General features: G+C 31.0%; 29 protein-coding genes. 15 read left to right on the top strand and 14 right to left on the bottom strand.

What is annotated here, in order from left to right; all coding sequences use genetic code 11:
• Window positions 1-133: 133 nt before the first annotated feature.
• From LJY17_RS01925 to LJY17_RS01890, 8 genes are all read left to right on the top strand, one after another.
• Window positions 134-760: a hypothetical protein gene (locus tag LJY17_RS01925; RefSeq protein ID WP_264542186.1), complete on the top strand. Its 627-nt coding sequence runs from the start codon at window positions 134-136 to the stop codon at window positions 758-760.
• A gap of 267 nt (window positions 761-1,027) precedes the next feature.
• A complete protein-coding gene (locus tag LJY17_RS01920; protein ID WP_264542185.1) occupies window positions 1,028-1,987 on the top strand; it encodes a DUF6624 domain-containing protein in 960 nt (319 codons plus the stop codon).
• Window positions 1,988-2,006: 19 nt separating this feature from the next.
• Window positions 2,007-2,555 (top strand): GNAT family N-acetyltransferase, encoded by a 549-nt coding sequence (locus LJY17_RS01915; RefSeq protein ID WP_264542184.1) that lies wholly within the window; start codon window positions 2,007-2,009, stop codon window positions 2,553-2,555.
• Between the two features lie 309 nt (window positions 2,556-2,864).
• Entirely contained in the window at window positions 2,865-3,155 is a 291-nt protein-coding gene (locus tag LJY17_RS01910) for an RNA recognition motif domain-containing protein (RefSeq protein ID WP_264542183.1), read from the top strand.
• 181 nt (window positions 3,156-3,336) lie between these two features.
• On the top strand, window positions 3,337-4,452 hold the full coding sequence (locus LJY17_RS01905) for a DEAD/DEAH box helicase (RefSeq protein ID WP_264542182.1): 1,116 nt from the start codon (window positions 3,337-3,339) through the stop codon (window positions 4,450-4,452).
• A 17-nt stretch (window positions 4,453-4,469) separates the two neighbouring features.
• Window positions 4,470-4,697 (top strand): hypothetical protein, encoded by a 228-nt coding sequence (locus LJY17_RS01900; RefSeq protein ID WP_264542181.1) that lies wholly within the window; start codon window positions 4,470-4,472, stop codon window positions 4,695-4,697.
• 352 nt (window positions 4,698-5,049) lie between these two features.
• Window positions 5,050-6,408, top strand: a complete 1,359-nt coding sequence (locus tag LJY17_RS01895; RefSeq protein ID WP_264542180.1) for a hypothetical protein — start codon at window positions 5,050-5,052, stop codon at window positions 6,406-6,408.
• A 216-nt stretch (window positions 6,409-6,624) separates the two neighbouring features.
• Window positions 6,625-7,074 (top strand): hypothetical protein, encoded by a 450-nt coding sequence (locus LJY17_RS01890; RefSeq protein ID WP_264542179.1) that lies wholly within the window; start codon window positions 6,625-6,627, stop codon window positions 7,072-7,074.
• Between the two features lie 56 nt (window positions 7,075-7,130).
• Here the strand turns inward: LJY17_RS01890 and msrA are convergent, their stop codons facing one another.
• The 5 genes from msrA to LJY17_RS01865 form a co-directional block, all read right to left on the bottom strand.
• Entirely contained in the window at window positions 7,131-7,736 is a 606-nt protein-coding gene (gene msrA / locus LJY17_RS01885) for a peptide-methionine (S)-S-oxide reductase MsrA (protein WP_264542178.1), read from the bottom strand.
• Between the two features lies 1 nt (window position 7,737).
• Window positions 7,738-8,256 carry a peptide-methionine (R)-S-oxide reductase MsrB gene (gene msrB, locus LJY17_RS01880; RefSeq protein ID WP_264542177.1) on the bottom strand — a complete coding sequence of 173 codons (519 nt, stop codon included), beginning with the start codon at window positions 8,254-8,256 and terminating at the stop codon, window positions 7,738-7,740.
• Between the two features lie 132 nt (window positions 8,257-8,388).
• On the bottom strand, window positions 8,389-9,771 hold the full coding sequence (locus LJY17_RS01875; RefSeq protein WP_264542176.1) for a hypothetical protein: 1,383 nt from the start codon (window positions 9,769-9,771) through the stop codon (window positions 8,389-8,391).
• Between the two features lie 3 nt (window positions 9,772-9,774).
• Entirely contained in the window at window positions 9,775-10,683 is a 909-nt protein-coding gene (locus LJY17_RS01870) for a hypothetical protein (protein ID WP_264542175.1), read from the bottom strand.
• Window positions 10,684-10,701: 18 nt separating this feature from the next.
• Complete coding sequence (locus LJY17_RS01865; RefSeq protein WP_264542174.1) at window positions 10,702-11,121, bottom strand: DM13 domain-containing protein; 420 nt, start codon at window positions 11,119-11,121, stop codon at window positions 10,702-10,704.
• A gap of 110 nt (window positions 11,122-11,231) precedes the next feature.
• Here LJY17_RS01865 and LJY17_RS01860 point away from each other — a divergent pair, with 110 nt between their 5' ends.
• Together LJY17_RS01860 and LJY17_RS01855 are read left to right on the top strand one after the other, a co-directional pair.
• A complete protein-coding gene (locus LJY17_RS01860) occupies window positions 11,232-12,434 on the top strand; it encodes an LETM1-related biofilm-associated protein (protein WP_264542173.1) in 1,203 nt (400 codons plus the stop codon).
• Between the two features lie 50 nt (window positions 12,435-12,484).
• A complete protein-coding gene (locus tag LJY17_RS01855; RefSeq protein WP_264542172.1) occupies window positions 12,485-13,426 on the top strand; it encodes a hydrogen peroxide-inducible genes activator in 942 nt (313 codons plus the stop codon).
• Between the two features lie 47 nt (window positions 13,427-13,473).
• Here LJY17_RS01855 and LJY17_RS01850 read toward each other — a convergent pair whose 3' ends face one another.
• The 5 genes from LJY17_RS01850 to LJY17_RS01830 form a co-directional block, all read right to left on the bottom strand.
• A complete protein-coding gene (locus LJY17_RS01850) occupies window positions 13,474-13,671 on the bottom strand; it encodes a hypothetical protein (protein ID WP_264542171.1) in 198 nt (65 codons plus the stop codon).
• A 181-nt stretch (window positions 13,672-13,852) separates the two neighbouring features.
• Window positions 13,853-14,050, bottom strand: a complete 198-nt coding sequence (locus tag LJY17_RS01845) for a hypothetical protein (protein WP_264542170.1) — start codon at window positions 14,048-14,050, stop codon at window positions 13,853-13,855.
• Between the two features lie 70 nt (window positions 14,051-14,120).
• On the bottom strand, window positions 14,121-14,798 hold the full coding sequence (mnmD, locus tag LJY17_RS01840) for a tRNA (5-methylaminomethyl-2-thiouridine)(34)-methyltransferase MnmD (protein WP_264542169.1): 678 nt from the start codon (window positions 14,796-14,798) through the stop codon (window positions 14,121-14,123).
• Entirely contained in the window at window positions 14,799-15,230 is a 432-nt protein-coding gene (locus LJY17_RS01835) for a hypothetical protein (RefSeq protein ID WP_264542168.1), read from the bottom strand.
• The gene (locus tag LJY17_RS01830; RefSeq protein ID WP_264542167.1) at window positions 15,230-15,727 is read right to left on the bottom strand and encodes a DUF4920 domain-containing protein; all 498 of its coding nucleotides are present in this window, start codon (window positions 15,725-15,727) and stop codon (window positions 15,230-15,232) included. The genes LJY17_RS01835 and LJY17_RS01830 overlap by 1 nt, the downstream gene beginning before the upstream one ends.
• A 212-nt stretch (window positions 15,728-15,939) precedes the next feature.
• Between LJY17_RS01830 and LJY17_RS01825 the strand changes: the two genes are divergently transcribed.
• On the top strand, window positions 15,940-17,007 hold the full coding sequence (locus LJY17_RS01825; RefSeq protein ID WP_264542166.1) for a branched-chain amino acid aminotransferase: 1,068 nt from the start codon (window positions 15,940-15,942) through the stop codon (window positions 17,005-17,007).
• 68 nt (window positions 17,008-17,075) lie between these two features.
• Here LJY17_RS01825 and LJY17_RS01820 read toward each other — a convergent pair whose 3' ends face one another.
• A complete protein-coding gene (locus LJY17_RS01820) occupies window positions 17,076-17,459 on the bottom strand; it encodes a nucleoside triphosphate pyrophosphohydrolase family protein (RefSeq protein ID WP_264542165.1) in 384 nt (127 codons plus the stop codon).
• A 72-nt stretch (window positions 17,460-17,531) separates the two neighbouring features.
• Here LJY17_RS01820 and LJY17_RS01815 point away from each other — a divergent pair, with 72 nt between their 5' ends.
• Window positions 17,532-17,720 carry a hypothetical protein gene (locus LJY17_RS01815; RefSeq protein ID WP_264542164.1) on the top strand — a complete coding sequence of 63 codons (189 nt, stop codon included), beginning with the start codon at window positions 17,532-17,534 and terminating at the stop codon, window positions 17,718-17,720.
• Window positions 17,721-17,786: 66 nt separating this feature from the next.
• Entirely contained in the window at window positions 17,787-18,827 is a 1,041-nt protein-coding gene (locus LJY17_RS01810; RefSeq protein WP_264542163.1) for an AraC family transcriptional regulator, read from the top strand.
• Window positions 18,828-18,885: 58 nt separating this feature from the next.
• Here LJY17_RS01810 and LJY17_RS01805 read toward each other — a convergent pair whose 3' ends face one another.
• The 3 genes from LJY17_RS01805 to LJY17_RS01795 are packed head-to-tail and all read right to left on the bottom strand — an operon-like array spanning window position 18,886 to window position 20,863.
• Window positions 18,886-19,602 (bottom strand): tRNA threonylcarbamoyladenosine dehydratase, encoded by a 717-nt coding sequence (locus tag LJY17_RS01805; protein WP_264542162.1) that lies wholly within the window; start codon window positions 19,600-19,602, stop codon window positions 18,886-18,888.
• Window positions 19,551-20,264, bottom strand: a complete 714-nt coding sequence (locus LJY17_RS01800) for a TatD family hydrolase (protein WP_264542161.1) — start codon at window positions 20,262-20,264, stop codon at window positions 19,551-19,553. The genes LJY17_RS01805 and LJY17_RS01800 overlap by 52 nt, the downstream gene beginning before the upstream one ends.
• On the bottom strand, window positions 20,264-20,863 hold the full coding sequence (locus LJY17_RS01795) for a DUF1684 domain-containing protein (protein WP_264542160.1): 600 nt from the start codon (window positions 20,861-20,863) through the stop codon (window positions 20,264-20,266). The genes LJY17_RS01800 and LJY17_RS01795 overlap by 1 nt, the downstream gene beginning before the upstream one ends.
• Before the next feature lie 82 nt (window positions 20,864-20,945).
• Between LJY17_RS01795 and LJY17_RS01790 the strand changes: the two genes are divergently transcribed.
• Together LJY17_RS01790 and LJY17_RS01785 are read left to right on the top strand one after the other, a co-directional pair.
• Window positions 20,946-22,223 (top strand): MDR family MFS transporter, encoded by a 1,278-nt coding sequence (locus LJY17_RS01790; RefSeq protein ID WP_264542159.1) that lies wholly within the window; start codon window positions 20,946-20,948, stop codon window positions 22,221-22,223.
• A gap of 88 nt (window positions 22,224-22,311) precedes the next feature.
• Window positions 22,312-22,671 (top strand): BlaI/MecI/CopY family transcriptional regulator, encoded by a 360-nt coding sequence (locus tag LJY17_RS01785; protein WP_264542158.1) that lies wholly within the window; start codon window positions 22,312-22,314, stop codon window positions 22,669-22,671.
• Window position 22,672: the final 1 nt, after the last annotated feature.

The following is a 22,672-nucleotide window of genomic DNA, read 5'->3' as shown; positions in this document are numbered from 1 at the left end:
TCTTATATTAGCTGTAAATAAAAGGAACTCGATATATTGCAAAATATTCTATTGCGTATATTTAAGAGTTAACGGTCATTGTAGCGCGACTATGCCACAAATTTATAACGAACTTGACTAGAATATTAAACAGATGATTAAGAAGTATTTGGTTTTTGTATGCATGACTATTTCAGTAATATTAATCGTAATTGCAGCGTTAGCCTATCCAGGTGGATCATTACTTGACAAGAATTCAGAGGGTTTTGGTTGGTCAAAAAATTTTATTAGCAATTTGTTTGCAGAGAAAGCGATAAATGGTTCAGAAAACCCTGGCAGGATTTGGGCAATTCTCGGAATGGCATTCCAATCGGTTGGTTATGGTGCTTTTTTTATAAATATGTCAAAAAAAATTTCTTTAAAAGCATGGGTAAATATTTTAAAATATATAGGATATGCCAACATTTTTTTTATTTTCTTAATTGCAACACCTTTCCACGACCTAGGAACAATTTCAATTGTTTTAACATTGTTTGGACTATTTATTATTACTTTATTTATCCTTAAGTCAAAACTACATTTACTTAAATTTTGCTGTATAATATGCTTATTAACTTATTACTGTTTCTTTTTCCTTTATGGCTTTAGTTATTTGGAATTAGCCTTTATTATGCAGAAAGTATATTCAATATGCTCAATACTATTAGTTTTAGGACTGGAATATTTTACAAAATATGAAGACTTTGCAAATATTAAATCGGGAGAACAAAAAAAGCAATGAACCACTAACATGGTATTGCCAAAAGCGGGGCTGAACGGCTTCGGTTGGACATTTTTGCAAGATTCAACATTTGTTCTTCGATTGAATTTTTGTACTAAAAATCCCCCCGCTAGTGCGAGCGTCACGCTCGTGAACATAAAACAATAATTAAACCCGCTACACAAAATTTCCTAACTTTACGTGATTATAATCATAAGTGACTCCCAAGCCCTGATGTTGCAGGACATTTTTGCTATGTCACCAAAAAATCGTACTAATAAAGAAAATATGAGAAAAATAACTTTTTTAGCATTATTTACTACAATTTTTACTTGTTACGGTCAAAATTACGAAGACTTAATAAAAAAAGCTGATTCATCTTACAATGCTAAAAATTACAAGTTAGCTACAAACTTTTTTGATAAAGCAATAAAAGAAAAACCTGAATCAAAAAAGAACTTTTACAATGCAGCTTGCGCTGCATCTTTAGCAAATGATAAGAAGAAATCAACAAAATGGCTAGAAATAGCAATAAATAATGGATTTGACAATTTGCATCATATAAACACTGATACCGATTTAGATAATATTCGAAATGAAAAAAAATTCAAAAATATCATATCCGAATTAAAAAAGAAAACAGAAATCATTGAAGCAAACTATGACAAACCTTTACAAAAAGAATTGTTAGACATTTTCAAAGAAGATCAAGATATAAGAAATCAATATGTGTCAGCACAGAAAAAATATGGTTATCAAGGTAAAGAGATGGACAGTTTAGGCAAAATTATGCTTTTAAAAGATAGTTTGAATTTAATTAAAATTGTAAAAATACTAGATGAAAAAGGTTGGGTTGGAAAAGATAAAGTTGGACAACAAGCAAATCAAACATTATTTCTTGTAATACAACATTCTGATTTACAGGTTCAAAAAAAATACTTACCAATGATGCGTGAAGCAGTTAAAAAAGGAAATGCAAATTCAAGTTCTTTAGCATTATTAGAAGATAGAGTTGCAATACGGGAAGGACGAAAACAAATTTACGGAAGTCAAATTGGAACAAATCCAACAACCAAAGAACAATATGTTTTACCTTTAGAAGATCCAGACAATGTTGATAAAAGACGAAGTGAAGTTGGATTGGGAGCTATAGCAGAATATGTTGCTTACTGGAACATAACATGGAATGTTGAACAATATAAAAAAGATTTACCCGAAATTGAAAAATTAAGTAAATCACAAAAATAAACAGACAAATAACTAATATATGAAAATATTAATCGAAACAGAACGACTACTTTTAAGAGAATTAGAATATACAGACGAAAAAGACTTGTTTGAAATGGACTCTGACCCAGAAGTTCATTTGTTTATTGAAAATAATCCTGTGAAATCAATTGACGAAATAACAAAAGTCATTGAAATGCTCAAAGTACAGTATATAGAAAATGGAATTGCTCGTTGGGCTGTAGTTGATAAATTGACAAATGAATGTGTTGGTTGGTCTGGATTAAAATATTTTAACCAGCCTTTAAATAATCACAATAATTTTTACGAACTAGGTTATAGGTTTAAGAAAAAACATTGGGGAAAAGGTTTTGCGACTGAATCTTCAAATGCAATTTTGGACTATGGATTTAAAAATTTGAATACTGACACAATTTATGCAATAACTGATCCTAAAAACGAGAATTCAAAAAAAGTATTGACTAAGTTGGGATTTGACTATAAAGAAACTTTTGATTATGAAGGCGACCCAACAGATTGGTTTGAATTAAAAAAAACAACGTGGGAAAATAAAAACATTAACCGCTAACAGCAGCTAATTTGTTCTGTATTCTAAATATACCTCCTCCGCAAAGTCTCCTAACTTTGTGTAACCATGATCTATAATACTGCTTACGAAAAAAGTTATTTTAATGCACTTTATACGTTGAAAAGCCTAACACATTGAAAATAAATACGTTTTCATAGAATATATCCATTTATTAAACCTATCTTTGTCCAGATTGGTTCTCTGCCAATGCTCGTCCTGAATTTTAAAACTTGTTTTAACTACTTCTTTTTTCTCTTCAGTTTTGGCGTTTCAGTACTGCCTTTTTTAATTTAAAACAATTTTATTATTATGAACATTTATGTTTCCAATCTGAGTTTTAATACTTCAGAATCTGAATTAAACCAAGCGTTTAGCGCTTTTGGTCAAGTAAATTCAACCAAAATTATAATGGACCGTGAAACTGGTCGCCCACGTGGTTTTGCCTTTGTGGAAATGACACAAAAAGAAGATGGTCAACATGCTATCAACAACCTTAACAATACTGAGTTAAATGGATTTTCTATTTCTGTAGCTGAAGCACGCCCTCGTGAAGAGCGCTCATACTCAAACAATTCATTCAACAACTACAAACGATACTAAAAAATCCTGTTTGTATTTGCTTTCACTCGTATAAGAGTGCCTATTATTAGCTTTTAAATAAGGCGAAAGTAGAACTTTGTGTTCCATTACGCCTTATTTTATCTTTCAATACGACTTCACTTTTACATCTAAAACGAATACACCATGGATAGGTATCCCTAATCCTTAAATTCGTATGCTTATGCATTTTCAAAATCTTTTATTACTTCCAACCATCTACCAAGCGATAGAGGAATCGGGATTTACAACCCCTTCTCCCATACAAGAAAAAGCAATTCCAATTGTTTTGAAAGGCCATGACTTAATCGGTTGTGCTCAAACCGGCACGGGTAAAACAGCTGCGTTTGTACTTCCTATTTTGCAACAGCTTTCTCAGAATAATCCTAAAACCAACGGAACAATTAGAGTTCTGGTGCTAACCCCTACGAGGGAATTAGCCATACAGGTAGAACAAACTTTTAAAACCCTTGGTAAATATACTCCTCACCGATCTCAAGTTATTTTTGGTGGCGTTTCCGAAGTGAATCAACTTCGTGACCTTCGTCAAAAACCTGAAATCTTGGTGGCAACACCTGGTCGTTTACTCGACTTAGTGCGTCAGCAAAAAATTAGCCTTAATGACATTCAACATCTTGTATTGGATGAAGCAGACCGTATGCTGGATATGGGATTCATCCATGATATGAAAGCCTTGCTGAAATTTATCCCTCAAAAAAGACAAACCTTGTTTTTTACAGCTACCTTACCCGATTCGATAAAAAAACTGCTTCCTGTGTTTTTAAATCAACCTATTCAAGTAGATGCTAACCCAGTATCTTCAATAAAAGCTACAATCAATCAGGCGGTATATGCAGTAGAAACAGTAAACAAAGTATCTTTACTACTAAACGTACTTCGCAATCAAGGCAGCAATCAATGTTTGTTGTTTACCCGTACCAAACACGGAGCCAATAAATTGGTTCAAAAATTAGGTGATAAAGGCGTAACAGCGGCAGCAATTCATGGCAACAAGTCTCAATCGGCACGACAAAAAGCGTTAGCCGATTTTAAATCGCAATCCATTCAAGTAATGGTGGCTACAGATATTGCAGCACGCGGTATCGACATCAAAGAACTACCCTTGGTCATCAATTTTGATTTACCTGGCGAAGTAGAAACGTATGTACACCGCATTGGTCGCACAGGACGCGCCGGACAGTCTGGTCAGGCAATTAGTTTTTGTACCCAAAGCGAACAAGCACTATGGAAGCAGATTGTCAAACAAAATGGAAGTCCTATCAATGAATTAATTCACTAAAAAACAATTTTAAATCTATGGCAGATTCGTTTTCAAAAAAACAAAGCATCAAAAACAAAGCCCTAAAGCAAAAAGAAAAAGACACAAAAAAAGCAGACCGCAAAATCAATAACAACAAAGGCAAAGGCTTTGAAAGCATGATTGTCTATGTAGACGAAAACGGTCATTTTACCAATACCAAACCCGAACCGAAGCTGGTAACGCCAGTAGTGCGCTCACATAAACTATTTCTTAAAAAAGAATAGTAATAATTATAGCCTCCCAATCGTCTCCACTGTTGGGAGTTTTTATATAAAGTACTACACAGAAGTCCTGTGAGAAAAAGTTTGTGAGATTTTTTTTTCTCACAATAAAAATTCTCACAGCCTTGTGAGAAAATTTTTTAAAATATTTTTTTTCTCACAACAAATGGCTAACCCACTTTTACTATTTTTTAAAAATTTGAACTCCTAAACTAAAAATATTTCTCTTCTTTACGGGAAACCATAATTTTCTTACAAATACTTTTTTATCTTAGTATCATAAATAAATAATATTTAATGTTCAAAATTGAATTGTGAACATTTGTGAGCCAATATCAATTTTAAATATACTTATATGAAAATAACAAAAGTAATTAGTTTTCGAAATTCATGGAACCGAATGATTGAAGACCATAAAGAAGAATTAATTGATATTGAAAATACTTTACCAAGGTTCATAAATGCATATGCTAATAGAAGTAGAAGTTCATTCGTATCTGCAAGGGAAATTTGGGATAAAGAATTATTAAAAATGGGTTGGTCGAAAAGTGATAATGCATTTTATAGTGATCATGGACAAAGGTTATTTTTTGGAAATCTTGGTCCTATAAAAAATAATGTTGCAGCTTATCTAACCTTTGGTCATATTGATTTTTTGAATCGTTGGTTATTCCAACAAACTGCATTAGCCGCAAAATATCATTTAGCAGAGATTCCTGTTTTATTAGTTCCAACTGATGAATATTCTAAAAGATTAGATGATAGGTCATTGACAAGATTAACTCTAGAAATGTGTTACCGACAAATCCATCCATTAACTCCACTAACGCATACCCATCCTTTTTTGATATTAGGTTACACAGACACCAAACAAGAAAATATATTTGATATTGAAATATTTGAGTTGGAGGCTGAAGTATTATATGATGAAGAAAATATAATTATTGACAGAAGTATAGAGTTCCCAAGTGAGTACTATCAAGCTGGATTAAATATCCTAAATTATTTTGGAACATATCTAAGAGAACAATACCCAGATGAAGAGGCTAAAGTTAAAATTGAACAAAATGGAAATACAGTCCGATTAATTATAGAAAATAGTAGTGGTGAAAAAGAAATTATAGAAAAAGCACTTGAGGAATACCAACTTGTAATTTCTGGACAAAGACAACCATCAGAAATTACATCTAATCAAAAACTAATACTTGAATTAAATAGTGAGCTTAGAATAGCTAAATATCGAATGGAAACACAACAAGATATTATTCAAGTTCAAAAGGGGCAAATTGAAAACTTATTTTCAATGATTGCTGAAAGTTTGTCTGCTAAACAAACAATTAATATTGAACTAAGCCCTACAATAAATTTAAATCAAAACAATGTAAATCAAAATATTACTAATGCACTTTCATCTTTGAATGAATTAAAAGAATTATTACCAAGCATTAGTAGTGAATATATTGAGATACAAGACATAGAAGATTCTCTTGTTTCAATTGAGAAAGAACAGAATGCGGAAACAGTCAAAAATTCATCAGGCATGAAAAAATTAAAAAAGTTATTTGATTCTGTAGAAAAAGGGTCATCTGCAATGTCAAAAACTCTTAAAACTGTTGAGGGTGGTATTGATATTCTAATGAATTTAGCTGGTAAATATAACAAAATTGCTGAATGGTGCGGATTACCACAAGTACCATCAGTTTTTACTAAATAATATCCTGACTAAAAAGAATTGTCGAGCTTCGGATTTTATAACCCTGACAGCTCGAATTTACTTCGTCTGTTCGCTTCGCTCGAGTTTAACCAGATGGCGCGGATTTACTTCGTCTGTTCGCTTCGCTCGAGTTTAATCCGTGCCTACAAAGATTAGTAACTACAACTGTAAAAAGTTGTAGTTTTATTTTTTACAAACGTTAGGAAAATATAAAAAATGGAAGAAAGAATTTATAATTGGTTAAAAATTGGTTTCCTACAGCCAAGTGAAAGAATATCTGAATTATTTTATTTCGATAAACGTGATAATCAATTTTTTTCTATTCTAATTGCTGATTATTTTCACTTTGATGAAAATTATAATATTCCTAAAAATGCAACTTCTAGCTATCCAGAAAATGTTTTAAAATTACTTGCTGATAGAATGATACGAATTCAAAATGATGACCAATCAATCATTTCATTGTCTAGAACAAATAAAGAAGAAAATACAAGTGACGAGTATTTAGACCAAAAAATAAAAACATTTTTAAATATAAATTCAATCGATATTAAAACTGCAACAATTTGGGATATAGATACAACTGGAAGTGTAACAATTAATCTCAAAGAGGATACTGAAAGTAATTCTAGAATCAATAAAAAATGGTGGGAATTTTGGAAATAAAAAAACCAATCTCCATCACAGAGATTGGTTTTCCAACTTAACAAATCAATTTTAACCTAACTTTTCTTTTTTAATCGATCCTTAAACACCTTTTCAAATTTTTCTAATTTGGGTTGGATCACATACTGGCAATAACTTTTAGACTTATTATTTTCATAGTAATTTTGATGATAGGTTTCGGCCTTGGTAAAACCTTTAAAAAGTTCAAGTGTTGTAACAATTTTAGATGTATATGCCTTAGCATTATTCAATTGCTGGATAATTTCCTGAGCCGTTTTCTTTTGCTCTGCATTGGCATAAAAAATCACAGAACGGTATTGCGAACCTACATCGGCGCCTTGTCTATTCAATTGGGTGGGGTCGTGAACAGTAAAGAACACTTTAAAAATTTCGTCCAAGTTTGTTTTTCCGGTATCGTACTTTATCTGAACCACTTCAGCAAAACCTGTTTCTCCTGTGGAAACTTCTTCATAACTAGGATTTTGAATACTTCCACCTGAATAACCGGATTCGGCAGCAATAACTCCGTCAAGTTTATCGAAAACAGCTTCGATACACCAAAAACAACCTCCACCCAAAGTAATCGTTTCTATTCTTGGTTTTGCTTGTTGGGCAGAGACTAACGCTGGAAGTAACATCATTAAATACAATAACTTTTTCATCTTATTTCTTTTTTGGTTTCATGTCTGGTTCAAAATCTAACGAAACCGAATTCATGCAATAGCGTTTCCCTGTGGGTTCTGGACCATCATCAAACAAATGACCTAAATGACCGCCACAGCGTCCGCATAAAGCTTCTATCCTATCCATTCCGTAGGATTTATCACTTTTAAACACAATACTTTTTTTGTTTTCCTGTTCAAAAAAACTTGGCCATCCACAAGAACTCGCAAACTTGGCATCCGATCGAAAAAGTGTATATCCGCAAGCCGCACAATAATAGGTTCCCTTACCAGTGTAATTCCAATACTTTCCTGTAAAAGCCGCTTCTGTATTTGCTTTTCTGGACACTAGGTACAAATCTTCAGGTAGAATGGCTTTCCATTCAGCATCTGATAAATGAAGCTTTTTTTCATCTGTATGAGAGTAATATTTGTGTTTCGCTACATTTTGAGCTTGCAAAGGCAGTACAAGACCCAATAAGAAAACAAAACAACTTCTCTTTAAAAACTTAACTAACATATTTTCTATTATTTTAATTATACCACTAATTTATATCTGTTTTAAAACTCAATTTGTAAGCTAGCTAACATCTCCAGAATGCTTTAACAAATGATTGTGATTTAGAAAATCTCTTTTGTAATCACCTTACTTTTAATTGAATAAAATCACTTTGCTATACGTTTTATTATCAGACTCAATTACCCAATACCCTTTTTTAGCTATATATGTTTTATAATGGAGCGATTTATTTTTATCTATAGTTTTTAAATACTCCTGAAAATTTTGTGAACTATTAAGAAGATACAATGTCTCTTTATCAAACTTAAAGTTAGTATAGTTGTTATCGAGTAAATCTACTTTTAACAAATCTTTTGAGGTATTATCTTGAGACTTTTTAAATTTTAAAAAAGCTTGAGATTTTCTTAGACCATCAGTATCATTGATTGTTACTACATCCAAATAATTACTGTCTTTTGAAAAAAGACTACAAAAAACTTCGTTTTCTCTTAATCGAATCGAAAAATTGATTTTTGAAACATCTTGATTTTGATTAAACCCAGAAGCATCAACTACATCTTGATGTGACTCCCATAGTAGTTTTCCATTGAGATCGTATTTAAAAATGTAAAAACCTAAAGGAATGTTAGTAGAATTGGTAATTTCCTTTGCTTCACTTCCAAATAATCCATAGACATAAACATTTCCACTTTTTTTATCTACCAAGTAATTGTTTACGGCTAATTCGCTTAATTTTTTAGAACTATTGGAAGGATCTAAAACGCCACTACCATTATTAGACAATAGTAAAAAATGTTTGGGTTCACTCACAAAATAGGAATAATCTCCTGTTTTGGTTCCATACAGATCATAAACGGTTCTATAAATAGTCGCCGATTTGTAGTTTCTATTAATCGCCTTAGTAATAAAACTAATGTCACTTTCATTAATACGAACATCAAAATCAAATCCTTCAGTGAATGTTGCTGTTGTTTTGTTCTCTAACTTATTTAAATCAAGCTTTTCTAATTTATTTTTTTCCACTTTACCACCAAATAGATCAATTACTTTTAGAAAAACATCGTCATTTTTTAAATCTATTTTTGTACTTTCTTTTTGGTTCACAAGGTCCAATCCGTAGATATCATTAAAGTATCTAAAGCGCTCATTGATGGTAAAATACTTTGTGGGTACTCCATCCAGAATTAATTTATATTCGGTTGGAAATTCATTCTTTTCAGGTAATTTACCTATCAAAAAAGCTGTTTCTATAGGTGAAAACACGCAATTGGCTAATTTTTCATTGGCCACTAATTTTTGTGTAAAACCATCTTTGTCAAAAGCCCAAACATCAGTGATGGTATTTCCATACACTTTATTAGTTCTTTGACCTAAAGTAATTACTACTTTGTCTTGGTTAGGCAAATAAATTATATCTAAGGGTTGCTTATTCTCCTTGAAAGAAACCTCAGCTATAACTTTTTGTGCAAAAGTGGTTGAAGATATAAGTAGAAGTAAATAATGTAACTTTCTCATATACTAAAAACCTTGCTTAAATGACAATCCAAAAGTAAAAGCCCTTGTCAAACCATCAGGTCTCACTTCGCGAACTACAAAAGGTGTTGCAAGTGAAGTCTCTATATTACTGTTGTCACCAATTTTATAATTAGCTATTATGTTTCCATTGATGGTTAATCCGTCAGAATTTGCAATTTCAACGCTGTTCCCAAATTGATTCACATACGAATCATTTCCTAAATGGTATATAAACAATGCATTAGGTTTTAATGTTAGTTTTTCGTTTAACAACACTATGCTGTAGGTAGACCTAAACAATACATCTGATTTACGGTGGAACAGATTGGTTGAATCAAATTTATCTGTGGGTGATAAAGATGATAAATAAGAGTTTTTGTTGTCATTTAAAGGAATTTGAGCTGCAATATTAAAATCCCATTTTTTCACACTGGCTTCAAGCCCTCCAATAATATCGAAAGTTCCCAAACTAGATTGATATGGCATAGGCAGGGAAATAGTATTGATTTTGTCATTACCCGCCGTTAATGGAATTTTTACCCCTAAAAGACCTGACCATTTTAAATTACTTGCATCAGGATTGAATTTATAATTTCCAGTTAAAAAAACATCTCCAACATTGCTTCTTGTTCCAAAACTACCATTAGCAACTGTTCCGGTTAATTTAGCATTTACAGCAAATTTGTCTGTAAACAAACGTGTATAACTTGCATAAGGTGAAAAAATGGTAACATCTTCTTCCCCTATTCCATAGACACCTCCTATTTCAATCAAGTTCTTTTTTTCTGTGGAAGCAGCTTTAAAAGGGTTTCCTACAGAGCAAAATCCAGCATCACTACAACCTTGAGCTGAAACTTGTTGAATACAGAAAACCATAAAAGTGAAAATTGTAACTTTAAAATTCTTAAGCATATTATTTATTTTAGTTAATTAATTTAAATTAAGTTTAGCCACTGCATACAAATGATTGTATTGCTGACAATGTATAAGTACATACGGATAATTTGCTAATACGGTTTCAGAAGGAATTGGATAAACACTATTTCCATTCCCCGCAAAATTTCCAAGATTGACATATTGCGTTGGTGTATCTGATTTTGATAAATAGACTTTTAAATCTGGTGCAGAAGACACATTAGCATTTTCAATTTCTAACTTATGCACTTCATTATCTAGATATACTTTTACCATTCCAGAAGCATTAACACCTGAAGTAGGCGAAAAATTTCCTGTATACTTTAAAACAGCTCCTTCAGGAATCGACACATTATTTTCTTTTTGAGTCAATTCGCCTTCTTTTTCACATGATAACATGAACAAGACCAATAAGATTAACAAATATTTATTCATAACGTAAAGATTTAGACTACAAACTTATTTAGTTTAGACTTCCTAAAATGTTAGCTAGGTTACATTAGAATATATTTGTTAGAGTTTCTTTTTTTACATTAATTTGCCAAATGATAAATCCTTCGGCGCATGGTTGGGTGAGTAAATTTTTCTTTGAGCAAAACTCACAAGAACAATTTAACTTGTATGATTTTGAAAGTTTTTATGTCGCCACACGAAAAACAGGATTTTTGGTTGGTTATGCCACTCATTTTGTAACTACTAAAGAAATTGAAACAAAGGGTTTAACAACCGAGGAAATTTCTAAAATAGCCCTTTTAAATTCACTTTTCGGCGTTTTCCAAATTGCTAATGGTACTAATAATTCTGAAGCATTCGTTCATAAATGCATAGCCTTTTACAAAGAATTACATCCAAAAAATTCAGGCCTTTTAGATATTTTTCTTCCAACAGATTCGCCAGAAAGCAAATTGGAAAAAATCATCGCGAATCGAATTAAAACGAATGACAATATCATAAGTAAAAACTTCTCTCATATCTTGACGAATGCCTTACTTTTTGTAGATGTATTAGCCTTTAAACGCTTTATCGAAGAAGATAGTTTACCTAAAAAGTACCTAAAGAAAATAGAAGAAATTATTGTAAGTGTGGTATCCATAGCACTGAACACGAAAGAAACCAAATCAAACTACGATGATTTGCTTCAAAAATTGTTTGAATCATCAGTTCGCTATTCCAAATTTGAAAAATCAGCTAAAGAAACTTCGCTAGACAATATTGATTTCTCTTATCTCGATGACGATTATGAACGCTATTATTTAATAGATATAGCCAATATGGCACTTTGGAATGACGGAAAAATTGAAAGTTCAGAAAAGAAATTTTTATACAATTTAGCCAATCAACTTGAAATTTCAAGTAAATTTGCAGAAAGCAGTATTCATGATATGGATATTTTTTTAACCGAAAACAAATCGTCAATTCCTTATTTTAACTATTCAAATCCAGTTAAACATTTCTACGATCAAACCACTTCGAATGTACAAACACTGGTTCAACGAAATAAAACCAGATTGCTTCTTGAAATTTCACAAAGCAAAGAGTTAATGACACTTTTACGTAAATCGGCTTCAGAAAAATTAACTCCAGAAGAAAAGAAAAAGGTGCGAAATCAAATACTTGATATCTGTAAAAGTATCCCTTCACTAACCATCTTTCTTGTTCCTGGGGGAAGCTTACTCCTTCCTATCTTGATTAAATTTATACCACAATTACTTCCGTCTGCTTTTAACGAAAATTTAAGCGAAGATTGATTATAATTTAATTTTATAGTTTTTATATTTGAATAAAATTTAACTATAAAATGACAATCACACAATTACAATATGTTTTGGCAGTAGCCGAATACAAAAACTTTACACTAGCAGCCGAAAAATGTTTTGTTACGCAACCTACATTAAGTATGCAAATTCAGAAAGTAGAAGATGAACTTGACATAGTTATTTTTGATCGTAGTAAAAAACCCATTCAGCTTACTGAAGTAGGACAAAAAATTGTAGCTCAAGCAAAAAACATAGTTAACGAAGCAGATAGAATCCAAGATATTGTAGATCAAGAAAAAGGATATATAGGCGGAGAATTTCGATTAGGAATAATTCCAACTATCATGCCTACGCTACTACCCATGTTTTTGAATAATTTCATCAAAAAATATCCAAAAGTTAAATTAATTATTGAGGAATTAAATACTGCTGAAATTGTCACTAAATTAAAAAACGGACATTTGGATGCAGCCATTGCAGCAACACCTCTTGAGGAAGAAAAAATTAAGGAAGTGGTCTTATATTATGAACCTTTCATGGTTTACGTTCCTGAAAGTCATTCAAAATTTGAGAAGAAAGAACTTGAAATTGATGATTTAAATGTTGATGAAATCTTGCTATTGCAAGACGGTCATTGCTTTAGAGAAGGTATTTTAAATATTTGTAAAAGTAAATCGCAGTCTAAAGAGAATAAATTTCAAATTGAAAGCGGAAGTTTTGAAACTCTAATCAAACTATCTGATGAGGGATTGGGAATGACGTTATTACCTTATTTACACACATTAGATTTTAATGATAAAGAGAAAACGAAACTTCGTCACTTTGCTGATCCAAAACCATCGAGAGAAGTAAGTTTAATTTTTCCAAAAAATGAATTAAAGATTCATATTATTGACGCTTTAAGAAATGTAATTTCTGGAGTATTAAGAGGCGCAATCGCTTTTCAAAATGTAGAAATTATAAGTCCATTACATAAGAAATGAAAAAGGAGCTAAATGGCTCCTTTAAGTTTACGTTTCTTTCTGTTAAATTAGACATCAACAATATGAATACATTGTTTCAATTCTGGTTTTTCACTTGTGAAATACAACAGCCATTTTTTTAGATGTTCTAGTTCATAAGGAAGTAAATTTCTAACAGCTTTTTTTAACTCTTTAGCAAAAAGCTTAATGTCAAAGCTAACTTTTTCAAGTACGTTTTTGGTGTAATCGTAAATCATTCGGGGCATAACCTTATTGCTTAATAATGAAACAATTGACTTAAGAACTCATTATAAATTTAGTGTATTTTACCGCTAAAAAGCAAATAAACTCGATGAAATGCGTTTTGAAAAATCTTTTTTCTAACTTTACTTACAAAGTGAATAATAAAACAAATAAAAAAGGGAGCTAGTTAGCTCCCTTTTTTATTTATACAGTTAAATAGATTTCACATTTTCTAAGTTCTGGTTTTCCTTTGGTAAAACTAAAGAACCATTTGGACAATTCTTCTATTTCGTAAGGTAAAAGCATTTTAACCGCTTTCTCAAGTTCCTTACGAAACAAAGCTGGATCAAAACTAACTCTTTCAAGAATCGATTTTGTATAATCAATCATTTGTCTTGACATATGTAAAAATTTTGTGGTATTGATATTCTCAAATTTACTAAATTTTGAAAAACAAAATACCCAAAAACTATTAAATTTTCCTTAAAAAATTCTTAAACGCAATAAACATTTCTCTCTTTCCTGGAGGTCCTGGAACTTTTTTAACTTCGAAACCTACTTCCTTCATTGCTCTCTTAACCACTCCTCTTGCTGCATAGGTTACTAGAATTCCTCTTTCTTTAATAGATTTAAACATCTTAACAAAAATCTCCACACTCCACAGTTCCGGTTGAAAAGGATAACCAAAAGCATCAAAATAAACTATATCATATTGGTTATGATCATCAATATCCTGAAAAAACTGTTTCCTTTTAGTCAATGTAAAGTTTTCATCAATTTTAGTTTCTTCTCCCCATTCTGCATTGTGCATAACTGAAAATATGTCCTTAAAATTTTCGGCTTGAAGTTCATCAACATAATTCATATGTTCGATTTCATCTTTCGAAATAGGATACGCTTCTACTCCAACATAATTTATGGATAAATCCTTTTGCTTGGCTTCTAAAAAAGTAATAAAAGCATTTAAACCTGTACCGAAACCAATCTCTAAAATAGAAACGGACTTGTCTTCTACTAAAGAAAGTCCGTTTTTGATAAACACATGATACGCCTCTTGAATGGCTCCATGTTTAGAATGATAACACTCACCCCAATCCGTTAACTGAATTGTTGTTGAACCGTCATCAGTCTTTATAATTTTTCGTTCCAATTATTTAATGTATAATTTTTTAATTCTCACAATAGGCCCTCCACATTTCACCTCATGACATTTTACACATTCATCTATACTAGCATTAAAATGTTCTTTAGCGTTTTTAGGGTCTTCATAAATCAATTTTTGAGATTGAATAAAAGCCAATGCATGTGATTTAAAAAATTCATCATTTTCCTGCTTGTCTGTCATCACAGCTTTATGAATTTTTAAAAAATGCTGAGGAAACTCTCCTATTGTATCTCCTTTAATAATTCTTTGTTTTAATCGTTCGTTATCAACATACATCTGCTCCATGAGCATTGCCATTTCTGACATTTCATACATCTCAAACTTTTTTTCTTCTTTTGCTGGGAGCTCACATTTTTCTTGTTTTTTTTCACAAGAAAATAATAGAGCTACAATTGGCAATAAAATTAAGACCCTCATTATGATTTTTTAATTAAAACGCCAGTTGCCTGAAAAGCATAAGTTACTTTTGGTTTAGTAATCTTATTTATTTCTTCTTGAGATTTTTTAGCATCTTTTGCATAATGACGTAATTCATCAACAGAAACTACATCAATGTAAGCTTTACCATTTACGATTGCTTCGCTACCGTCAGCATTAAGAGGCACAAAAAATCCATAATCTTTAAAACGTACAAATGAATTATTGTTACCTGATAAATCCATGTTCATCCAACAACCTTTCTTTTTACAAACTTCTTTAATTTTTGATTTGAATTTGATAACAACAGTATCTCCTTTTTTTAATGTCTTATATTTTTTTAGCATTGCTTTTTCTGTTAGTACTCCAGAAGCAGTAAATTTTTCTCCAAAAACAGCATAATCGTTTGTATTTGTAGCAGCTTTTTTAGATTGAGCATTAACATCGTTTGACGCAAGCAATAAGGAAAATGCAGCAAGTAGTAATATTTTTTTCATTATAGTTATTTTTTGATTTTAAATACAAATCTATAAGAAATAGATCAAAACGTATATTAACTTTAACATAAATCTAAAAAAATTATCAAAACAGCAATGAAGGATAAAATATTTTAAAATTTTAAAAAAAATAATCAATTAACAACCAAATATTGACCATAATTTAACAATGCGGCTTATTATTTATTAAATTAGCAAAAAATAAATAGGTAATGAGCTTACAAACTACTGGCGAAATTGATATTATCAAGGCCGCTACTTCAAAAATTGACCAAGTTGACTTTGAAAAACTAACATTTGGTAGTGTATTTACAGATCATATGCTAGTTTGCGATTTTCGAAATGGAGCTTGGGAAAAACCCGTAATTAAACCTTACGAACCTTTTTTATTAGATCCTTCGGCAAAAGTCTTCCATTATGGGCAAGCTATTTTTGAAGGAATGAAAGCTTATAAAAAAGATGATAATTCGGTTTGGTTGTTTCGCCCAGAGGAAAACCATATCCGAATGAACAAATCTGCGGTTCGTATGTGTATGCCCGAAGTTCCTCAATCTGTTTTTGTTGAAGGACTAAAAGATTTAATTCGTTTAGATGAAGCTTGGGTTAAAAACGGAAAAGGTAATACATTATACATTCGTCCTTTTATGATTGCTATTGGAAGTGGTGTAATTGCACAACCATCTACTCAATATCGTTTTTGTATTATTATGTCACCAGCAAAAGCATACTATTCTGGCGATGTAAAAGTACTTATAGCAGATTATTACAGTCGCGCTGCAAACGGTGGTATTGGAGCTGCAAAAGCTGCCGGAAATTACTCAGGACAGTTTTACCCAACACAATTGGCACACAATGCAGGGTTCCAACAAATCATCTGGACAGACGACGCTACTCACACAAAACTTGAAGAATGTGGTACCATGAATGTTTTCTTTAGAATTAATGATACTTTATATACTGCACCAACAAGTGATAGAATTTTAGATGGAGTAACCAGAAAAAGTTTAATCGATTTAGCGAAACGCGAAGGTATTACTGTTGATGTGCGTCCTGTTTTAGTTGATGAATTAGTTGAAGCTGCTAAAAACGGAAGTTTAAAAGAAATTTTTGGAGCTGGAACGGCTGCGGTAGTTAATCCTATCATTGGATTTCAATACAAAGACGAATATTTTGAATTACCTAAATTAGAGAAATCATTCGCTTTAGATTTAAAAGAAAAACTAACTGATATTCAATATAAATTAGCTGAAGATACTTTTGGTTGGACAGTTCAAGTTTAATTGAAATTAATAAATACAAAAAAGGCGATTTTAAAATTAAAATCGCCTTTTTATTTAGGAAATAAATACTATCCCAATATTTCTTCAAAATTAGGTTTAAAATAATTTGGCCCTTTCATTACCTTTCCATCTTCACGATAAATAGGTTTTCCATCTTCTCCTAATTTACTCATATTACTACGCTGAATTTCATCGAAAACTTCTTCAATTTTATGTTGTAATCCATGCTCTAAGATAGTTCCGCATAAAATATAAAGCATATCTCCTAATGCATCTGCAATTTCTACGATATCATTATTCTGAACTGCTTCAAGATATTCTTCATTTTCTTCTTTCATCAAATTAAAACGAAGCATATTTTTGTTTTCTCCCAAATCACCTGTTGGTAATTCCTGTACTCCCAATCCAAAAGCGTTATGAAACTCTTTTACAGCATTAAGTTGTTTTTGCATTTTTAATGTATTTATTTGAGTTGCAAAATAGCGATATCAATCCACAATTACTTATTTTTACAGAAAAAAATTATGTTTAGTAAAGGTCAACTTATATTCGCCCTTATTTTCTTTATCTCATTCGTTTGCATTATGATTTTTTCATATAGAAAAGATCTAAAATTACACAAACAATACTACAAAGGTAGCCTTTGGATACTGGTAGCTTTTTTGGTTTTTATTGGTCTTCTTTTTGTAATTAAGTCGTTGTTAAAAGAATAAGAAAAATTATATTTTTTTAACATTTTTTTTTATTTTTACTGCACCAAGCCTTACCTACAATACAACATGAAGATTGCAAAATATTTAATTTTACTTCTCCTTCTGATAGCAGGAACCATTTCGGTATTTGTTGCCACTAAAGATGGAAAATATTCTGTAAAAAGATCAAAACTTATTGATTTGCCAAGGGAAACTGTTTACAAGTATGTTTCAGACAGAAAAAATTGGGATTCCATAAATCCTTGGAAAGAAGAAAAATTAAAATTAATTGATTTTCAAAATCCAGACGATACTACAGTTATTCAAAAGATTCTTTTGAATGAGATTGAAAACAATCTTACTTTAAAAATTAAGGATACACTTTCTAAAAAAACATTATTAGAATGGTCTACTGATGGAAACTTGAGTTTTAGAGATAAGTTTTTAAGTATTATTGGGAAAGGAACTAAAAACAATTTTGATAATAGATTTGATGAAGGATTAAATTCGGTTAATACCATTCTAACCAGAGAAATAAAAAGTTTTACTGTAAAACTTGAAGGCTTTGTAAGGTTAGATACTATATTTTACATTCAACGTCCTTTGGCTTGCAAAACGGAAGATTTGCCCAAACAAATTAAAAGTCAATTACCAAAACTTAACCAATTACTTGTAAATGCAAACGTAACTGCTAAAGGTTCTCCTTTTATCATTTATCATAAAAAAGATACCATAAACGATATCATCACTTTTTCTGTGGCACTACCAACTGAGAAAAAAGTTTACACAACATCCGAAAGTGATATTTTTAATGGACAGACTAATCCTTTTGGGGCAGTAAAGGCTACTTTAACTGGAAATTACGTTAACAAAAAAGAAGCGATTGCTAAAATTAATGAATTCATTAAAAAGAATAAATTAGAACAGAGTCCAACTTATAAAGTAATTGAGTTCATACCTAAAAATGTACTTACAGAAAAATCGGCCTCAACTTGGGTAACCGAAATTTATATACCAGTAAGACCCATAAAAGTTGTACAGGTTAAAAAAGTAAAAACGGTAAATCAAGATTCGATTTCAAAAGCGATTGTAAAAGATATTCTTAATGCAGATAAAAATAAAAAATAACTAACATTAAAAAACCGAGATTATAAGTCTCGGTTTTTTATTAAATATTAAACTGCTTTTATTTCTTTAATAAATATTTCACTACGGTTTCTGCAGCATGAAGACCAAATAAAGCTGGCATCCAACTATTAGTGCCATAAAATGATTTCTTGAAATTAGATCCATCGGTCATTTTTACACTGCTGTAATCAGGCCTTTCGAATGAGTAAACTACCTTTACTCCGCTTGATATTCCTTCTGTTTTAAGTCTTCTTCTTACTTGTTTTGCTAAGGGACAGTAATCTGTTTTACTAATATCTTTAACACATACTTTACTCGCTTCAAACTTTCCACCAGCTCCCATATTGCTTATAATTTTGATTTTTTTTCTTTTTGCTGCAAGAATCAAATTTAGCTTTGGAGTTACACTATCAATACAATCCATTACATAATCAAACTCATTAGTAACTATTTCATTTGCTCTTTCCGGAGATAAAAACTCTTGAACTACTGTAAGATCTAAATCAGGGTTAATATCTAACAATCTAGCCGCCATCAATTGCACTTTAGGTAAACCAACTGTAGAGTGTAACGCTGGCAACTGACGATTAATATTAGTTATATCAACAACATCACCATCAACAATAGTCATTTTTCCAACACCAGCACGCGCCACAAACTCGGCTGCAAACGAACCTACTCCACCCATTCCTACTACAAGAACGTTAGCATTTTTAAGTTTTTCTAATCCTTCTGTTTTAAATAATAATTCCGCTCTTTCTTGCCAAACTGCCATTCTCTAAATTTTAATTTTTTATGTTTTAAATATGAAAAAACTGTTCTAAAATTATCTTCAACTTGTTTTTCCATATCACTATTTTTAATTTCCAAAGCTTTCTTATAGACTTCAATTATTGTTTCTTCTACAGTATCTGTCTCTAAAAAAAATCTATCATTAGGTACTTGATTAAATACTGATGAAAGTTCAGGGTTTCTCAACAAATATTTTCCAAAAGAAAGATAAAATCCATTATCAAGAAGTGATTTAGCGACATGCCAATTCTTTGAAAATCCGTGAATAATCATTGGAGTTTCAATTTTCATGCTCTTTTTTACTTTAATAACTTCCTGATACGCAGAAACGCAGTGCAAAATTACAGGTTTTTTATGCTTTTTTGCAAGTAATAATTGTTTTTCAAAAACTTGGAGTTGCAATTCGATTGGAGTTTCTATACGTTTATCTAAACCACATTCTCCAAGTGCTAAACAATTATTAAGCTGGAGTTTTTCATCAATAACATTTAGTTCTTCATCAATACTTTGAGGATTTATGTGCCAAGGATGAATTCCAATAGAAAAAAAAGAGACATTATTATCAAACTCTTTTGGATACTGATTTACAATTTCCAAAACATCAGAAAGTTGAGTCTTTTTATGTGTATGAAGATTATAAAACATTAGTCATGAAATTTTTTAACTCCGGCTTTAATTTCGATATCCAAATCATTATCTAACGGAACTAATGGGCAAGAGTATTTATAATTATAGGCACAATACGGATTGTATGCTTTATTAAAATCAATAATCATCACATCACTCTTAGGAATTCGGGCATCTAAATACCTACCACCTATATAACTTTCCTTACCACAAGTCAAATCTGTAAACGGCAAAAACAAATAGTCCTTATATCCAGGTTTTTTACTCAAATCAATATTTTGATAAACATTTAGTTTAAATGTTTTTCCATCTAAAGTAAAATGCAATTCACCATACTTTTTATATTTGGGTAGCCTTGTTGTTGTTGTTTTCATTTCAAAGACTTTCTCTCTTTTAGCCTTTACGAATTTTGCCTCAACAATATATTTTTCATCAATAGGATAAAAATCAAGAGCTTTAAAAGTTTTCAAATCTGCTTCCATCAAAGGAGATGAAGTACTATCTGCAAATTCTTTATTCAATTTTTGCTGATATTCTAACGAAGTTTCCAATTTCTTTTCCTGTGCATTTAAACAAACTGAAAACAAAAAAACTAATACGTATGAGTACTTTTTCATTATAAAAATTTTAACAAAAATACTTTAAAACCACAGAAGCAGCAACATCTTATTTTCGTAAATTTGACTTTTACTCCTACAAATGCTTCAAAAAGCCATTAATCGTTACTTCGACAATTTTAAAGGTTTCTCAAGAGAAATTTGGATTTTAACACTCATTACTTTCATCAACAGAGCAGGCACAATGGTTTTACCATTTTTGTCTAAATACTTAAAAGAAGATTTACATTTTAGTTATTCACAAGTTGGATGGATCATGGTCTGTTTTGGAACAGGATCAATGATTGGATCTTGGTTGGGAGGAAAACTTTCTGATAAAATTGGTTTTTATAAAATCATGATTTTTAGTTTGTTTTTTAGTGGAATCGCTTTTTTCATCCTTCAGTTTATAACGAGTTTTACAGGATTATGCTTAAGCATGTTCTTCATTATGGTTATTGCCGATATGTTTAGACCTGCAATGTTTGTTTCTTTAGGTGCTTATGCCAAAAAAGAGAATAGAACTAGAGCTTTAACACTGGTTCGATTAGCAATTAACTTAGGGTTTGCTGCTGGTCCTGCAATGGGGGGATTAATTATTATGAATATTGGTTATAAAGGGTTGTTTTGGGTAGATGGAGTCACTTGCATTATTGCCATTTTAATATTTTGGTTAACGGTTAAAGAAAAGAAGAAATCAAAATATACAGACAAAGAACATCCTGGTGAAATACTTACTCACTCCGTTTTTAAAGACAAGCCATTCTGGATATTTTTAGCATGTTGTACTATTACAGGAATTTTATTTTTCCAACTTTTTACAACAATTCCGTTGTATCATAAAGAACAATTCAATTTAACCGAATTTCAAACAGGGCTTCTGTTGATGATGAATGGATTATTAATTTTTGTTCTTGAAATGCCTATAGTTAGTATTGTTGAAAGAAAACAAATTAATAAAGTTAAAGTAGTAACATTTGGAGCTTTAGCCATGACAATAAGTATGCTTTTAATGCTTATTAATATGTGGAGTGGTATTTTAGTTATCATGATGCTCTTTATGACTTTTGGAGAAATGTTTGCTTTTCCATTTTCAAATTCATTTGCGATGAGCAGAGCTCCTAAGGGCCATGAAGGGAGATATATGGCTATTTTTACAATGAGTTATAGCTTAGCCCATATTTCTTCAGCTAAAATTGGAATGGAAATAATTTCATACTTCGGCAAAAAATATGGCCTTGAAATGGGCTATCAAATCAATTGGGCTTTTATGACATTATTAGGTCTACTAGCAATTATTTTAGGAATTTGGGTGTATAACCTTGTTCAAAAAGAAAAACAACACTCTGAAATACAACAAAATACAACTTCACTCTCTTAAAAATAACTTAAATTTTAGTTAAATAACTATAAAAATAGTTTGTTAACTAAAAAAATAGTTATATGTTTGAACTATCAATTATTCAATCATGCAAAAGTTAACTAATAAAGAAGAAGAAATCATGCAAATCTTATGGAGGCTAAAAAAAGCTTTCGTAAAAGAAGTCATGGCTGAGATTACCGAAGAAACCCCACATTACAATACACTTTCAACTATAATCAGAAATTTGGAGGATAAAGGCTATGTAGGACACAATGCTTTTGGAAATACACATCAGTACTACCCTATTATAACTATCGAAGAATACAGAAAACGTTTTATGAAAAACGCCATCGAAAATTACTTCAATAGTTCATATAAAAATTTAGTTTCATTTTTTGCTGAAGAAGACAAAATATCAGCAAAAGAACTACGAGAAATTTTAGAGATAATAGAAAAAAAGGAATAGT

It is taken from the genome of Flavobacterium hankyongi (assembly GCF_036840915.1).
Lineage (GTDB): Bacteria > Bacteroidota > Bacteroidia > Flavobacteriales > Flavobacteriaceae > Flavobacterium > Flavobacterium hankyongi.
Note: the sequence above shows the minus strand (reverse complement) of the source record. Positions and strands in the feature narration are given on the sequence as shown.